Source organism: Achromobacter sp. B7, assembly GCF_003600685.1.
GTDB classification, from domain to species: domain Bacteria; phylum Pseudomonadota; class Gammaproteobacteria; order Burkholderiales; family Burkholderiaceae_B; genus Achromobacter; species Achromobacter spanius_B.
Genome location: NZ_CP032084.1, coordinates 3,437,577 through 3,452,729 on the forward strand (window position 1 = coordinate 3,437,577; position 15,153 = coordinate 3,452,729).

Genomic DNA, 15,153 nt, shown 5'->3' on the forward strand with positions numbered 1-15,153 from the left:
ATACCAACGAGGTTTCGCATGATCGATGAACACGACAAGCAGCATCTGGCGCGTTGCGTGGCCCTGGCCCGGCAGGCGCTGGAATCTGGCGACGAGCCCTTTGGCTCGGTGCTGGTGTCCGCCCAAGGCGAGGTGCTGTTTGAAGACCACAACCACGTTGCGGGCGGCGACCACACGCAGCATCCCGAGTTCGAGATTGCGCGCTGGGCGGCCAACAACGTGCCGCCTGCCGAACGCGCCTCCTGCACCGTCTACACGTCGGGCGAACATTGCCCGATGTGTTCCGCCGCGCATGGCTGGGTGGGGCTGGGCCGCATCGTCTATGCCAGCTCGTCGCAGCAATATCGGCAATGGATGCAGGAATGGGGCGTGGCGCCGTCGCGTGTGAAACCCTTGGCCATTCAGGACGTTATTGACGGCGTGGCCGTCGATGGCCCGGTGGCCGAATTCGCAGAACAGGTCAGGCAGCTGCATCAGGAAAAGCTGCGCCGCCGCGCGTAGTAGCGCGGCACCCTGCACTGCGTAGCGGGCACAAGCACACCCGCCCCACACCGAAACCGAAGGAATCCCGCATGCCCTCTAACAGCGTCAAATGGATCGTCAGCATTGTGTTGGGGCTGCTTATCGGCAAGGTCAGCTATGGCGTGCTGCTTCCGCTTTTGCTGGCCGGCTTGCCCGATCCTGACGCGGCGGACGGCGACACAATGATGTACGTCGGCACCGCGGTCTGGCTGCTGATCACCGTGGTGGCCGCGGTATTGCTGGCCCGCATTGCCGACCTGCGCCGCCTGATTGGCTGGGGTTTCGTGGTGCTGGGCGTGGCGTTGATGCTGACCATCCCCGCTACGATGTTGACCATGGATTTCAGTGCGCACCAGGCAGCCACGGCGGGCGCGCAAGCGGCCAACGACGCCAACACCGCGCTGTTTTTCTGGGCCCTGATATTCGGGCTGCCCTACGTCGGCGGCGGCCTGGCGTTGACCATCCTGGGCGCGGTGCTGATCCGCAAAAGCCGCGAGCCCGCCGCGTCCGCCACCCCCACCATTTAACTATCCGGCCAAGCTGCCGTTGTTAAAGACAGCGGCCCCGAAGCGCCATGCCCTCCGCGCGGCCGCGCCGGGTTCGCCGTTCCCTGAACCCACCTTGCCGTAGCGAATGACCCCATCCAACGACACGATCGACACCCTGCTCGCGCGCCGCGCGCAACTGCGCGAATGGCTTGACGCCGGCCAATACGACGACCTGGACGCCCTATTGGAAGCGGCCGCCTTGCGCTGGCTGGACAGCGACGGAGAAAGCTATGGGTATCGGTGGATGCTGGACGTCATCAGCGATCCGCAACGTGCGCCGGCCGACAACCTGGCCCGCGTGCGCGCCCGGCGCGATGCGCGCCCGGCGTCGTATCACGCCCACCTGGCCTACGGCAACCAATGGGAAAGCATCGCCGGCCTCATACGCAGCAGCAACACTGCCGACTACGTAAACGATGCCCAGTGGGCCGGCGCGATGATGGCCCGCGACCACGCCGTGGCGGCATTCCTGCACGCCATGGCCTTGCACGAACGCCCCGTGGTGGCCGTGCAGCGCACCATGCGCGTATGCGCGTACCTGGACGAGCCCGACTGGCTGGCCGACTTGCTGGAACATGGCGTGGCCGCGTCGCACGACGGCTTGCAGGCAAGCTGGTCGCCCGACGTCTGGGAACAGGCGCTGCGCCTGCTGGACGAACGCAGCGGCATGGGGCTGGCCGAACTACCGGCCTCGCGGCCCGACGGCCTGCCCACGCGCACGCCCCAGGACAAGGACGACCCCAAGACCTATTGGCTGCGCACGTCGCTGGCGCTGCGCCCGAACGACCTGAGCGCGCTGATCAGCTACCTGTACTTCCTGTACCCGCGATGGAACGGCAGCCATGCCGACATGCAGGCTTTCATCGACGGCCCGGTCTGCGCCGGGCTGACCGACGCACAGCGCGAAGAGCTGCGGTTTTACAAAGAGCTGGATTATCTGGGCTACCCCGCCTTCTACCCGGAAGTGGACGACGACGAACGTAACGCGGCGTTTTGCGACGCCTTCGAGCAATGGCTGACGCTGGATGTGTCCGCCGAATTGCAATGCCGCGCGCTGTGCCACTACGCCAACTTCCAGACAGCGCGCGCCCGCCGTGAAGACGACGACGGCGACGTGCACTGGAACGCCGGGCTGTTGCAGCACGCCTACGCGTTGTTGACGCGCGCATGCGCCGTGGCGCCCACCAACATCGACCTGGCGGACGACGCTTACCCCGGCGTGCTGTTCACCTTGCAGGCCTGCGTGTGGTTTCAGGGCATGCCGGACGCACAGCGCCTGTTCCCGCTGGTTTTGACGCGCGGCGCGCACTGGGGCGACGATGTGGAAGCCGTCTTGCTGGCAGCGGTGGGCAGCAAGTTCGGCCTGTTCGGCTTGCAGGTGGACGAGCTGGACACCCAGGCCTTGCTTGAACGCGGCTTTGCGCTGGACGGCAAGGACCGCTCTTTCAACCTGGCGCAGCTGGGCCGCAACCTGTGGGGCGACGTGTCGCCCGAGGCCGCGCTGTTCCTGTGGCAGGAAGGCGCCCGGCGCCAGCGCGCCGACGCGCTGATGTCGCTTAGCGAGCTGTATGCCGGCAAGATCGACGCCAACTATCCGGGCATCGACAAGGCCGCCGCAAGAAATTTCCTGACGCAGGCCGCCGAAGCGGGCGACCTGATTGCGCGCAACAACCTGGCCTACGCCGCCATCGACGAAGGCCGCGACATTGCGGCGCATGAATACCAGACGTACCGAGGGTGGCTGGAAAACAATTGGCGCGTGGCCGACCGGGGCTCGCGCATGGAAGCCATGGCGGCGCGCAACCTGAGCTGGCTGATGCTGATGCACAGCGGGTCGGAAGAAGACCAGCGCGCCGCGCTGGACAGCGTGCTGCCCTGGCTGTGGAACCAGGACCACGACGGCGACCGCGAAACTGCCGCCCGCAGCTACGCCATCGCCTTCATGGAAGGCCGTGGCTGCGAGGCCAACGCCTATCTGGCCCACGTATGGGTCGCCCGCGCGCTGGCCTTGTCGCCCGATAACGAATACCTGCAACGCCTTAGCGCCGAGATCAACGACGCCAGCGGCTGGTTTGGCGGATGGCGCTTGCGCCGCCGCCTGGCGCGCGACCGCGCCGGCATGGACGAACGCGCCCGCGAACTGACGTTTGCGGGCGATGACGGCGAGGGTGACGGCAAAAGCGGCAGCGCTGCCAACGCCGGCTAGGCGACGGGTGCGACGGTCAGCGATGGGGGCATCGTCTTACGTCCGGGTGGCTTGAGGTCGCTTCAGGTCCCTTCAGGGCGCTTCGGACCGATTCAGCTCGCCTCAGACCGCTTCCCTCGGCTCAGCCCGCCTGCGCACGCGCCACGTCCCACTGGCGCATCAGCTGCGTGATGGCGGCGTCGAATACCGCGTGGCGCACGCCGTCGCGCGCCGCGATGGACACGCCCAACAGAAAGCTGTTGAACACCGTGGCCAGCGCCTTGGCATCCGTGGCGGGGTCCAGCTCGCCGCTGGCGATGCCGCGTTCCACGCAGCGGATAAAACCCGCATACGTGCGCTGGCGCGACTGCGTCAAGGGCTGCGTCACGGCGGTGTGCTCGGGGGTGGGCGCACTCATGACGCCCAGTGCCACCATGCACCCTTTGGGATGGTGGCGTTCGCACTGCATTTTGGTCGAGCGGCGCAACGCCAGCTCAATGGCCTGTGCCGGAGGCAGGGCGTCGTCCCACAGGCTCTCCGTGACGCGCGCGTACGTGTCCAGGTAGCGCTGAACGGCCTCTTGGTACAGCGCCTCTTTCGAGCCGAACGCCGCATAGAAGCTGGGCGCGGAAATGCCGCCGCCGATGCCCGCTTTCAGCTGGCTCAGCGACGTTGATTCATAGCCTTGTTCCCAAAATAAATGCAGCGCCTGATCCACCGCCTGTTCGCGGTCGAACGCGCGTGGCCTGCCCATTTGCGCCATGCCGGTGCCTCCGTTGAAATCAGCGACTCGAAATTCGCGACATCAATACTAATCGATACAAAAGTCGTTGACAACGCGAAAGCCCCACCTCTACATTTATATCAATCGGTACACATGTATCGTCGAATTCGGAAACACCGTCGCCCTGACGGCCCCCAAAACAATCACCGCCCGAGCACCGCAACAGCTTGCCTGCCCGGGCAAGAAAAGGATTTCGTGTGACATCCCCTACCCTGACCCCCGCGCCAACCGCGCCCGACCGCCTGCCCGTCGCGGGGCTGCTGGCGCTGGCCATGACCGGCTTTATCTGCATCGTCACCGAAACCCTGCCCGCCGGGCTGCTGCCCCAGGTCAGTGCCGGGCTGGGCGTAAGCCAGGCATGGGCCGGGCAGATGGTGACCGCCTACGCATTGGGATCATTGCTGGCCGCCATCCCGTTGACGATCGCCACGCGCGGCTGGCGCCGCCGCACCGTGCTGCTGATGACCATCATCGGCTTCCTGGTCTTCAACTCCGCCACCGCGCTGTCGACGAATTATTGGCTGACGCTGGTCGCACGGTTCTTCGCCGGCGTGGCGGCCGGGCTGGCATGGAGCCTGATCGCAGGCTATGCGCGGCGCATGGTGGCGCCGTGGCAACAGGGGCGCGCATTGGCGTTGGCGATGGTGGGCACGCCCATCGCGCTGTCGCTCGGGGTACCGCTGGGCACCTTGTTGGGGGCCACGGTGGGTTGGCGCATGGCATTCTGGATCATGTCCGCGCTGACCTTGGTGCTGATTGCCTGGGTGCTGGCCAAGGTGCCCGACTACCCGGGCCAGTCGTCGCACGAACGCATGCCGCTGCGCCGCGTGTTCCTGACGCCGGGCGTGCGCCCGGTGTTGGCCGTGGTCATCGCATGGATGCTGGCGCACAACATCCTCTATACCTACATCGCGCCGTTTGTGGCGCCGGCCGGGTTGGGCAAGCGCGTGGACCTGGTGTTGCTGGTGTTCGGCACGGCCGCCCTGGCGGGCATCTGGGTGACCGGCAAACTGGTGGACCGCCATTTGCGCGCCACCGTGTTGGCCAGCCTGGGCGCGTTCGGCGTGACCGCGCTGGTGTTTGGCGTGGCGCCCATTACCCCCGCCATTGTTTACCTGGGCGTGGCGGTGTGGGGCATAAGCTTCGGCGGCGCCGCCACCCTGTTGCAAACCGCGCTGGCCGACGCGGCGGGCAAGGGCGCCGATGTGGCGCTGTCCATGAACGTGGTGGCCTGGAACGGGGCAATCGCCTCGGCCGGCGTGGTGGGCGGCATGCTGCTTGGGGGCTGGGGCGTTGCCGCGTTCCCCTGGGTGCTGCTGGCCTTGGTCGGCGTCGCCTTCCTGATTGCATGGGGCGCGCACGCGCATGCGTTCCGGCCCGGATTACGCACGTCCGGCGCGCTGGTGGCGGGCCATTAGCATCGCCGCGTACCTCACCGTGTTCCCCTCCGTGTTCCCCGCCGTATGCCCCGCCGTATGCCCCGCCGTATGCCCCGCCCTGTGCCCCGCCGTGTCGATTGCAGTTTGATACGTTTGTTCACCCGGCGGGCGGGCCCACCTCGGGGCGTACCAGTACAATTCCCGCCACTTCTTGCTTCAGGTCCGCGCTTCGGCCGCCCTTTCCCCATGTCCAACCTTATCGTCCACGGCGGCACGCCCCTGCGCGGCCGCGTCATTCCTTCGGCCAACAAGAACGCGGTGCTGCCAATTCTGTGCGCCACGTTGTTGACCGACCAGCCGCTGACCCTGCATGGCGTGCCGGACATTACCGACGTGCGCAAGATCCTGGACATCTTTCGCACCTTGGGCAGCGAGGTAAAGCTGGATGAAGCCACGCGCACGCTGGCGCTGCATCATCGGCACACCGCGTTCGACGCCACCGCGCACCGCCTGCCCGAAGAGATGCGCTCGTCGATCATGCTGGTGCCGCCGCTGCTGGCGCGCTTCGGGGTGGCGCGGCTGGAAGACAACGTCAAGGGGTGCACGCTGGGCGTGCGCGAAATCGATCCGCACGTGGACATTTTCCGTTCGTTCGGCGGGCAGGTGGAACGCGCCAGCGGGTCGTTGCTGGTGCGCAGCAGCGGACCGTTGACGGCCACGCATCACTGGCTGGATTACGCGTCGGTCACCACCACCGAAAACTTCGTGCTGTGCGCGGCCGCCGCGCAAGGCGAATCCACGCTGACCAACGCCGCGTCCGAGCCGCACGTGCAGGAGTTCTGCCGCTTCATGGTGATGATGGGCGCGGACATCGACGGCATCGGCACGTCGCGCCTGACCGTGCGCGGTGGCGCAACGCTGGGCGGCGGCGAGTTCACCTTTGAAGAAGATTTCCACGAAATCACTACGTTCCTCGCGCTGGGTGCGATTACCGGCGGCGATGTCGTGGTGCGCAACCGCACGCCGGGCAACTTCCCGCTGATCGACCGCACCTTCGCCAAGTTCGGCGTCACGATCGAGCACAAGGACGGCTGGTCGCGCGCGCTGCGCACCGGCCCGCTCAAGGTGCAAACGCCCTTCACCAGCAACGTGCTGACCAAGGTGGAAGCCGCGCCGTGGCCATACTTTCCGGTGGACCTGCTGCCCATCTTCATCGCGTTGGGCGTGTGCGCCGAAGGCAACGCCATGTTCTGGAACAAGGTCTATGACGGCGCGCTGGGCTGGACGGGCGAGCTGTCCAAATTCGGGGCGCACGTGTTTTCTTCGGACCCGCACCGCGTGGTGACGTTCGGCGGCATGCCGCTGACGCCGGCCGTGGTGGAAAGCCCCTACATCATCCGCGTGGCGATCGCGCTGTTCATGGTCGCCAGCAGCATCAAGGGGCGTTCCGAAATCCGCAACGCAACGCCGATTCGCCGCGCGCATCCGCAGTTCGTGGAAAACCTGCGCAGCCTGGGCGTGCAGGTGGAATGGGCTACCGAGGAATAGTGGCCCCGGCTCCCATGGCTCACAAGCCGTCAGCCGGCGTGCCCGCTGCCCGGTTCAAGAATTCCAGCACCGCCAGGTAAGACCCCTCGTTGCCCGCCGCATTCGCGGCTGGCGACCCCCCCGCGTCCAGCAGCAGGCCCGACATTGCGTGCGGCTTGCTGATCAGCGTGGCCGGCAGGTACGGGTAGTGCACGTGATGCCCCGCCCCCATGCACACGTGGTGGAACGTGGCCAGCCCATGCGCCTGGCGCTGGCGCATCACCATTTCGGAATATGCGGTGCTGGGCCAGAAGCCGTCATCGGACGCGCTGATCAGCATGACCGGGCCGGGGTAGTTCTCGACCGGAATGCGAGCGCGCTCGACCGCCGCCGCATCGCGCGTGGCGCTTAGAAAGGCGTGGGTTTGCCGATACGGCGGCTCGGACGCGTAGGCCGCTTCCCAATCGGCACTGGCGTTGTTCTGCCACAGATGCGGTAGCGGCTCGCCGTTTTTCGTCCACACCTGCGCATCGCGGCCCGTGCCGGGCGAGCCCGCGCTGACCACGCCGTGCATGACGGGCGACGGCACGTAGGCGGCCACCGCGCTGACCAAATCGGGATAGTGCGAGGCCACCAACAGCGAGGTCTCGCCGCCCCGGCTGATGCCCGACAGTGCCACGAAGCCGTCGCGCGGCGCCAGCTCGGCATGCGCCCAGCGCAGCGCGTGTTCAAAATACTCCAGCGGCATGTCGTTCAGGTACTTCGGGCGGCCGTCGTAGTTGAAGATGGCCAGCGCCAGGCACTGGAAACCGCGCGCGGCAAACAGCGCGGCGCGCGGCGCGTTGACGCCGCCCGACGAGCCGTTCATGTAGATGACCAGCGGATGCGGCCCCGGCCCCGCCGGCGTATACAGTTCGCCCGAAATGGTCATGCCGCCGACTTGTTCGCGCACCGCGCGATGCGTGACGCCCTCTTCCAGAAAATCCTGCACCAGTTGCGCCGACGCGTGCTGCGTCCCGTCCGTCGCGTCAATCTGGACCACCAGCGGCTCGGTGCGATCGGGCGGAAACACCACGCGGCTCATGTCTTCGCACACCATGGACCACACCAGGCCCATGGCGGACGGCTCGGCGTAGCTGCCGGACACGGGGCTGTCGCGCCCCAGGTCCAGGCTGCCGTCGTGGCCCGCCACGAACACGGCTTGCGAGCGCCACGGCGCGCCGCACATCTGCATGCTGGCCCGGACAGTGATGAAGGCATAGGCCGGAAAGCCTTCGATGCGGATGTCGCGGGCGACGTCGATCAGGGCGATTTCGGGGCTGACGGTAATGCGGGCTTGGTCGGTCACGGTGCGTCCTTACGCTTTCAGATCGGTCTTGGGCACGCCGTTGGCCTTGATGACCTCGGCCCACATGGCGGATTCGTCGGCAATGACCTTGTCCAGGTCCGCCGACGACGTGAACTCAACGGCCACGCCCTGCTCGGCGAATTGCTGGATCAGGCCAGGGTCGCGCGTGCCTTCGCGCACGGCGTTCTCAAGCACCTTCACCACGTCCGCCGGCATGGCGGCGGGGCCGGAAATCATCATGCGCGTGTACAGCTCGAAGCCATCCACGCCCGCCTCTTTCATGGTGGGCACATCGGGCAGGCTGGACAGGCGCTTGTCGGCGGTCACGGCCAGCACCTTCAGCTTGCCCGACTTGATGTTGGCCAAGGCCGACGTGGGAAAGTCGAACGTGCTTTGCACCGTGCCGGCCATCAGGTCCAGCAGCGCGGGGCCGCTGCCCTTGTACGGCACGTCTTGAAACTGCGTGCCGGTCTTGGATTGGAAATGCAGCAACGCCAGGTGGTTGATAACGCCTCGCCCGGCATGGGCGCAGGTGATGTCGCCGGGCTTTTTCTTGGCCAGCGCAATGAATTCCTGCACGGTATTCACGCCCAGGTCGGGGTGCACGATCAACAGCATGGGCGACTTGCCCATTGACCCCAGCTGCTTGAAGTCCGACTGCTGGTACGGCAGGTTGTTGTACAGCAAGGGGTTCAGGATCATGCCGTTGGTGCCGGCAAAGCCCAGCGTGTAGCCGTCGGGTTCGGCGCGCGCCACCGCCACGGTGGCGATGATGGCCTGGCCGCCCGGCCGGTTTTCCACCACCACGTTCTGCTTCAGGGTTTTGCCCATGCGCTCGGCCAGCGCGCGGGCCGCAATGTCGGTCAGGCCGCCGGGCGCAAAGCCCACCAGCAGGCGCACGGGGCGCGTCGGAAATGCGGGCTGCGCCCACGCAAGGCGCGAGGTGAGCGGCATCAGGGGCAGCGCGGCAAGCGCGGCCAGGGCATGGCGGCGGGACACATTCATACGACTCTCCAGCGGGGCAAGGGCAAAGACAAGGCAATGCGGCACCGTCCGCGCGTGCCATGACAAGACGCCGCGTGGCCGGACACAGGAAATGGGGAAAGACGCACAGGCCGCACGCCGAACAGCGGCGGTCACAATGACGGTATCTTGTATGCAATACCTTTGGACCGCCATTTAGGGATATCCCCAAAAGAAAAATGCCGGCATCGCTGCCGGCATTCTGGTCCGCTACTTGAAGTCCGCCCCCGGATCGTCACCGCCATAGGTGCTGGTGCCGTAGGACGTATCGACCTCGATCTTCACCTTGCTGGAATCCACCTGCGCCTCGTCGCTCTTGTAGTGCATGACCAGGCCGGGAAACGCCATCACCGCCGCCACCATCGCCAGCTGAATCACGATGAACGGGATGGAACCGCGATAGATCTGGCCCGTGGTGACGGGTTCGATCATCCTGCCCGTGACCTTGTCCTTGTACCTATCCTTAGGCGCCACCGATCTCAGGTAGAACAGCGCAAACCCAAACGGCGGGTGCATGAACGAGGTTTGCATGTTGACCGCCAGCAGCACGCCGAACCAGATCAGGTCGATGCCCAGCTTGTCGGCCACCGGCCCCAGCAACGGCACGATGATGAAGGCCAATTCGAAGAAGTCCAGGAAGAAGGCCAGCACGAAGGTCAGCACGCTGACGGCAATCAAGAAGCCCAGCTCGCCGCCCGGCAGGCTGATCAGCAGGTGTTCCACCCACAAGTCGCCGTTGACGCCCCGGAAGGTCAGGCCGAACACCGTCGAGCCCACCAGGATGAACACCACGAAGGTGGACAGCTTGGTGGTGGTGTCCATGGCCTGCTTCATCAGGTTCAGCGTCAGGCGGCCACGGATCAGCGCCATGATGATGGCGCCCACCGCGCCCATGGCGCCGCCTTCGGTCGGCGTCGCCACGCCGATGAAGATGGTGCCCAGCACCAGGAAGATCAGGAACAGCGGCGGGATCATCACGAAGGTGACCCGTTCGGCAAGAGCCGACAGCAGGCCGATCTTGAAGACCTTGTTGACGCCGGCAATGATGAAGGCGGTCAGCCCCCAGATCAGCAGCGACAGCACAATCTGCTCGTCCACCGGCGCCGTATCGGCTTCGATGTATTGGCCGACAAAGTACGCGGACAACGCCGAGATCACCATCAGCACCAGCAGCGAACGACCGCCGCGCGTGCCGTTGGCTTCGTGAAACGACCGTGCTTCTTCGGGCAGCGCCGGCGCTGAATCGGGCTTCAGGTACGACTTGATGATGACGAACAACACGTAGGTGCCGGCCAACATGAAGCCGGGCACGATGGCGCCACGGTACATGTCGCCGATCGAACGGCCCAGCTGGTCGGCCAGGATGATCAGCACCAGCGACGGCGGGATGATCTGCGACAGCGTGCCCGACGCGGCGATGATGCCGCTGGCCAGCCTGCGGTCGTAGCCATAGCGCAGCATGATCGGCAGCGAGATCAGGCCCATCGAGATGACCGAGGCCGACACCACGCCGGTGGTGGCGGCCAGCATCGCGCCCACGAACACCACTGCGATGGCCAGGCCGCCGCGCACGGTGCCGAACAACTGGCCGATGGTTTCCAGCAGGTCCTCGGCCATGCCTGATCGTTCAAGCACCAACCCCATCAAGGTAAAGAATGGCACCGCCAGCAACGTGTCGTTGGAGATGATGCCGAAGATGCGTTGCGGCAAGGCCTGGAACAACGCCGCGTTCAAAAGGCCCAGTTCAATGCCGATCAACGCAAAAAGAATGCCGTTGGCCGCCAGCGCGAAGGCCACGGGAAAGCCCATCAGCAAGAACACCACCAAGGTGGCGAACATGATGGGAGCCATGTTTGCAGTCAAGAATTCCATGGTCAGCGTCCGTCCTGTCCGTGTTGATCGCCGGCGCCGCCGGGCGGCTTCCCACCTTGCGCCGCCAACGCGCGTTCTTCACGCACGCGCGCTTCTTCGGCGATTTCCAGCGCCAGGGCTTCCTCGGCGGAAATCTCGGTGGCGCGCGCGCCGGGGTCCGGGCACTTGCCCATCAGGAAGCCCACGCACTTGATCAAGTGCGACAGGCCCGCCAACACCAGCAAGGCAAAGCCAACAGGAATCAGCAGCTTGACCGGCCAGCGCACCAGGCCGCCGGTATTGGACGACTGTTCATTCGTCACGAACGAATCCATGAACACCGGCCAGGACAGGTAGGTGATGAGCAGGCAGGCGGGCATCAAGAAGAAGATGACGCCGAAGATGTCGATGTAGATCTGCTTGCGCCGCGACAGGCGCGAGGACAGCACGTCCACGCGCACGTGTTCGTTGCGCAGCAGCGTGTACCCGGCGGCCAACAGAAAGATGGCGCCGAACAGGTACCACTGCATTTCAAGCCAGGCGTTGGAGCTGATCTGGAAGACCTTGCGCACGACGGCGTTGCCGGCGCTGACCAGGACGACGACCAGCGTCAACCACGTCACGCACCGGCCGACCACCGTGTTGATCGCATCGATCAAACGGGATAGGGCTAAGAGGGCATTCATGTTGGATATCCGGACCGGCGCGGGACTTACGCGCGGTCAATGTGCAACTTGAGGAGAGACAGACAGGACAGAGGCGAAAAAACAGCGGCAAAAATCCAGCAGGCGCGCGGGGATGCGGCACATCCCCGCGCGCCTTGGGCACTGGCCGGGGCTTACTTGCCGCGGTTGATCGTGCCCATGTAGCTGTCATAGCTGCCTTCGGCAACACGGAACCAGGGCAGTTCGTTGTCGCGGAAGTTCTTCATGCTTTCGTAGACCTTCTTGAACACCGGATTCTTGGCGCTCATTTCGTCGTACAGCTTGACCGATTCCGCAAAGCACGCGTCCATGACGGGCTTGGGGAACGATTGCAGCTTGGCGCCCTGGGCGATCAGGCGGCGCAGCGCGGCGGGGTTCTCGGCGTCGTACTTGGCGATCATGTCGTTGGTCGCCGCGGCCGATGCCTGCGCCAGGATGGCCTGGTAGTGCTTGGGCAGCTTGTTGTAGGCGTCCTGGTTGACGTACAGCGACACTTGCAGCGTGCCTTCCCACCAGCCCGGGTAGTAGTAGTGCGGGGCCACCTTGTTGAAGCCCAGCTTTTCATCGTCGTAGGGGCCGATCCATTCGGCCGCGTCGATGGTGCCCTTTTCCAGCGCCGGGTAGATGTCGCCGCCGGCGATCTGCTGCGGCACCACGCCCAGGCGCGACAGCACCGCGCCCGCGAACGCGCTGACGCGGAACTTCAGGCCCTTCAGGTCGTCCACCGTTTTGATTTCCTTGCGGAACCAGCCGCCCATCTGCGTGCCGGTATAGCCGCAGGGGAAGTTGACGATGTTGTAGGTCTTGAAGACGTCGCGCAGCAGCGACAGGCCGTCGCCGTGGCGCATCCACGAATTCATCTGGCGGGTGTTCAGGCCGAACGGCACGGCGGCGTCAAAGCTCAGGACCGGGTCCTTGCCGTAGTAGTAGTACGAGGCGCTGTGGCCGCATTCGATCGTGCCGTTTTGCACGCCGTCCAGCACTTGCAGCGCCGGAACGATTTCACCGGCCGGGAACACGCGGATGGAAAACTTGCCGCCCGTGGCTTCCGACACGTACTTGGCGACGCTTTCGCCGCCCGAGAAAATGGCGTCGGCACTGCGGGGGAAGCTGGAGGCCAGGCGCCAGTTCAGCGTGGGGGCTTCCTGCGCGATGGCGGGCACCGCCAGGGTGGCGCCGCCGGCAGCGGCTCCCAAAGTGGCTTTCTTCAAAAACGAACGGCGTTGCATGCAAGTCTCCCAACTTGGATAAAGTTCTTTTCCGGGTCCTGGGGCGAATTGGTGGAGCCCCGTGGGCGCGATCCCATGGGTAACAAATGGTCGCGCTTTTGATTTTGGGTGCGATGCTATGGGAAAAATAAACGCCGTACGTAGCGGGAAAACCCTTGCCGTAAGTTTCGTGAAATTTTTGTGCGTCACGGCACTGGTATGACCAGCCCCGCTTTCAGGGCCGCGTCATTGCCTTCTGCACGGGTATGGGGACCGGATCAGATGGCGCGATGCCGGATTCGACCGGCAAATAAAAACGCCGGTTTATATAACCAAAAAATATTTAGCTCGCGGCGCATTCCGACGCCCTGCCCTGGCCCTTGCCCTGCCCCCTAACCCCTAGCCCTTGCCCGCTTCAGGGTAGGTGCGCGGGTCCGGCCCTTGTTCGGGCCACTGCTGCGGCACGCGGCGCAGCAATGCCGGGTCGTAGCCCAGCTCGCGCACCTTGTCGACCAGGCGCGCATAGTCGGCATCCGGCAAGGTGGGCGTGCGCGCCATGATCCAGACGTAGTCGCGCTTGCTGCGGCCGATGATCGTCTGCTGATAGGCGTCGTCCACATAGGCAATGACGTATTCCGCCTGGATCGGCCAGATGAACTGCATGCCCCACACCGCGTTGCCGGTGCCGGGTTGCACCGTGCCTTCGGGCCGCATCGTTTTCACCTTGGCGTCAAAGCCGCCGTGGCGATAGCGGAACGTGGTCTGAATGCCCCCGTCGGGCAGCAAGGCGTAGGTTTCCACCGCGTTGAACGACGCGCGCTCGGGCCAGGTCGGAATGCCGGCGATGACGTACCAATCGCCCATGAAGCGCGGGATGTCCACCTGCGCCACGGGCGGCATGGGCGTGGGGCCGCCGCAGCCCGTCAAGGCGGCAAGCAACGCCAAGCCGGCAACGCGTAAGGTCTTGCGCATGGGCAGTGCCCTCCTTCAGTCTGGCCGCGCAAAGCGGTAGTGGGCCACCATCCAGGCCTGCCCGTTCTGGTAGCCGAACAACTCGGCGCACGCCATCCAGAACATGCGCCAGCGGTTGAACCACAGGCGGGCCAGCGGCGCGCCGTAGGCCTTTTCCAGCACTGTCAGCACCTGGGCGCGATGGGCGTCCTGGTTGGCCAGCCAGTGGTTCGCGGTGCGTTGGTAGTGGCTGCCGTCAACCAGCCAGCGCGCTTCGATGCGCAGGTCGCCCTGAAACCACAGCAAGGTGTCTGCCGACGGCATGAGGCCGCCCGTGAAGAAATGCCGGCCCATCCAGTTGTCGTCGCCCTCGGTCTCGAAGGGGTACATCAGGCTGCGGTGCGCAAACAGGTGCACGAACAGCTTGCCGCCCGGACGCAGCCATGACCCGATCCGCGCCAGCAGCGCCTGGTAATTGCGCATGTGCTCGAACATTTCCACGGACACGCAGCGGTCGAAGGTCTGCGGATGCAGTTGCAGCGTGTTGACGTCGCAGGTGATGACCTCGACGTTGTCCAGCCCGCGCGCGCGGCATTGCGCCTGGATGTGCTGGCGCTGCGAGGCGGAGTTCGACACGGCGGTGATGCGCGCCGTCGGATAGCGTTCGGCCATCCACAGGGTCAACGAGCCCCAGCCGCAACCCAGTTCCAGAATGCGCTGGCCGTCCGCCAGTTCGGCGCGCACGCCATAAAGCTCCAGCATGGCGGCTTCGGCCTGGTCCAGCGTTTCCCGCCCCGTGGCGTAATAGCAGCCGGAATACTTCAATTGACGGCCCAGGCACAGCGTGAAGAATTCAGCGGGCAGTTCGTAGTGCTGGGCGTTGGCGTCGTCGGTGTGTATGGCCACGGGGCTGGCGCGCAGTTCATCGATCAGATGTTGGTAGCGCCGCGCCTGGGCGGCGGGACCCCCGGCGCTTTCGTCGCGCAGGCGTTGTGCGCACAGGCGCCGGATGCCCAGGCGCAAAAGCGCGTCGGGCACCAGGCCGCGTTCAGCCAGCCCCAGCAGGCCGGGCGCGGCCCGGTCGGAAGCCAGGCGCGATTCAGTCAACGTGGCAGCGTTCATG

The 15,153-nt window shown here is 65.4% G+C and carries 13 protein-coding genes; 5 read left to right on the forward strand and 8 right to left on the reverse strand.

Annotated elements, in window-relative coordinates; all coding sequences use genetic code 11:
* Positions 1–18: 18 nt before the first annotated feature.
* From DVB37_RS15390 to DVB37_RS15400, 3 genes are all read left to right on the forward strand, one after another.
* On the forward strand, positions 19–501 hold the full coding sequence (locus DVB37_RS15390) for a nucleoside deaminase (protein ID WP_120156091.1): 483 nt from the start codon (positions 19–21) through the stop codon (positions 499–501).
* 71 nt (positions 502–572) lie between these two features.
* Positions 573–1,049, forward strand: a complete 477-nt coding sequence (locus tag DVB37_RS15395) for a hypothetical protein (RefSeq protein WP_120156093.1) — start codon at positions 573–575, stop codon at positions 1,047–1,049.
* A 106-nt stretch (positions 1,050–1,155) separates the two neighbouring features.
* A complete protein-coding gene (locus DVB37_RS15400) occupies positions 1,156–3,276 on the forward strand; it encodes a DUF4034 domain-containing protein (protein ID WP_120156095.1) in 2,121 nt (706 codons plus the stop codon).
* A gap of 121 nt (positions 3,277–3,397) precedes the next feature.
* On the opposite strand, the gene DVB37_RS15405 is transcribed toward DVB37_RS15400, so the two are convergent.
* A complete protein-coding gene (locus DVB37_RS15405; RefSeq protein WP_104145095.1) occupies positions 3,398–4,018 on the reverse strand; it encodes a TetR/AcrR family transcriptional regulator in 621 nt (206 codons plus the stop codon).
* Between the two features lie 293 nt (positions 4,019–4,311).
* Between DVB37_RS15405 and DVB37_RS15410 the strand changes: the two genes are divergently transcribed.
* Together DVB37_RS15410 and DVB37_RS15415 are read left to right on the forward strand one after the other, a co-directional pair.
* Positions 4,312–5,457, forward strand: coding sequence for an MFS transporter (locus DVB37_RS15410; protein WP_120157515.1), 1,146 nt, complete (start codon positions 4,312–4,314; stop codon positions 5,455–5,457).
* Positions 5,458–5,664: 207 nt separating this feature from the next.
* Complete coding sequence (locus DVB37_RS15415) at positions 5,665–6,966, forward strand: UDP-N-acetylglucosamine 1-carboxyvinyltransferase (protein WP_120156097.1); 1,302 nt, start codon at positions 5,665–5,667, stop codon at positions 6,964–6,966.
* A gap of 19 nt (positions 6,967–6,985) precedes the next feature.
* On the opposite strand, the gene DVB37_RS15420 is transcribed toward DVB37_RS15415, so the two are convergent.
* The 7 genes from DVB37_RS15420 to DVB37_RS15450 all read right to left on the reverse strand — a co-directional run bounded on the left by DVB37_RS15420 (position 6,986) and on the right by DVB37_RS15450 (position 15,152).
* Positions 6,986–8,293 (reverse strand): acyl-CoA thioester hydrolase/BAAT C-terminal domain-containing protein, encoded by a 1,308-nt coding sequence (locus DVB37_RS15420; RefSeq protein ID WP_120156099.1) that lies wholly within the window; start codon positions 8,291–8,293, stop codon positions 6,986–6,988.
* 9 nt (positions 8,294–8,302) lie between these two features.
* Positions 8,303–9,298: a tripartite tricarboxylate transporter substrate binding protein gene (locus DVB37_RS15425; RefSeq protein ID WP_120156101.1), complete on the reverse strand. Its 996-nt coding sequence runs from the start codon at positions 9,296–9,298 to the stop codon at positions 8,303–8,305.
* A 228-nt stretch (positions 9,299–9,526) separates the two neighbouring features.
* A complete protein-coding gene (locus DVB37_RS15430) occupies positions 9,527–11,188 on the reverse strand; it encodes a TRAP transporter large permease subunit (protein WP_046806932.1) in 1,662 nt (553 codons plus the stop codon).
* 2 nt (positions 11,189–11,190) lie between these two features.
* On the reverse strand, positions 11,191–11,853 hold the full coding sequence (locus DVB37_RS15435) for a TRAP transporter small permease subunit (RefSeq protein WP_104145092.1): 663 nt from the start codon (positions 11,851–11,853) through the stop codon (positions 11,191–11,193).
* Between the two features lie 152 nt (positions 11,854–12,005).
* Entirely contained in the window at positions 12,006–13,100 is a 1,095-nt protein-coding gene (locus DVB37_RS15440; RefSeq protein ID WP_046806934.1) for a TRAP transporter substrate-binding protein, read from the reverse strand.
* Positions 13,101–13,478: 378 nt separating this feature from the next.
* Positions 13,479–14,051, reverse strand: coding sequence for a lipocalin family protein (locus tag DVB37_RS15445; RefSeq protein WP_120156103.1), 573 nt, complete (start codon positions 14,049–14,051; stop codon positions 13,479–13,481).
* Positions 14,052–14,066: 15 nt separating this feature from the next.
* Complete coding sequence (locus tag DVB37_RS15450; RefSeq protein ID WP_120156106.1) at positions 14,067–15,152, reverse strand: cyclopropane-fatty-acyl-phospholipid synthase family protein; 1,086 nt, start codon at positions 15,150–15,152, stop codon at positions 14,067–14,069.
* Between the last annotated feature and the right edge of the window lies 1 nt (position 15,153).

Excerpts from the sequence above, each read along its gene's own strand:
- DVB37_RS15390 (WP_120156091.1), top strand. The coding sequence starts at position 19 with ATGATCGATGAACACGACAAGCAGCATCTGGCGCGTTGCGTGGCCCTG.
- DVB37_RS15395 (WP_120156093.1), top strand. The coding sequence starts at position 573 with ATGCCCTCTAACAGCGTCAAATGGATCGTCAGCATTGTGTTGGGGCTG.
- DVB37_RS15400 (WP_120156095.1), top strand. The coding sequence starts at position 1,156 with ATGACCCCATCCAACGACACGATCGACACCCTGCTCGCGCGCCGCGCG.
- DVB37_RS15405 (WP_104145095.1), bottom strand. The coding sequence starts at position 4,018 with ATGGCGCAAATGGGCAGGCCACGCGCGTTCGACCGCGAACAGGCGGTG.
- DVB37_RS15410 (WP_120157515.1), top strand. The coding sequence starts at position 4,312 with ATGACCGGCTTTATCTGCATCGTCACCGAAACCCTGCCCGCCGGGCTG.
- DVB37_RS15415 (WP_120156097.1), top strand. The coding sequence starts at position 5,665 with ATGTCCAACCTTATCGTCCACGGCGGCACGCCCCTGCGCGGCCGCGTC.
- DVB37_RS15425 (WP_120156101.1), bottom strand. The coding sequence starts at position 9,298 with ATGAATGTGTCCCGCCGCCATGCCCTGGCCGCGCTTGCCGCGCTGCCC.
- DVB37_RS15430 (WP_046806932.1), bottom strand. The coding sequence starts at position 11,188 with ATGGAATTCTTGACTGCAAACATGGCTCCCATCATGTTCGCCACCTTG.
- DVB37_RS15435 (WP_104145092.1), bottom strand. The coding sequence starts at position 11,853 with ATGAATGCCCTCTTAGCCCTATCCCGTTTGATCGATGCGATCAACACG.
- DVB37_RS15440 (WP_046806934.1), bottom strand. The coding sequence starts at position 13,100 with ATGCAACGCCGTTCGTTTTTGAAGAAAGCCACTTTGGGAGCCGCTGCC.
- DVB37_RS15445 (WP_120156103.1), bottom strand. The coding sequence starts at position 14,051 with ATGCGCAAGACCTTACGCGTTGCCGGCTTGGCGTTGCTTGCCGCCTTG.
- DVB37_RS15450 (WP_120156106.1), bottom strand. The coding sequence starts at position 15,152 with ATGAACGCTGCCACGTTGACTGAATCGCGCCTGGCTTCCGACCGGGCC.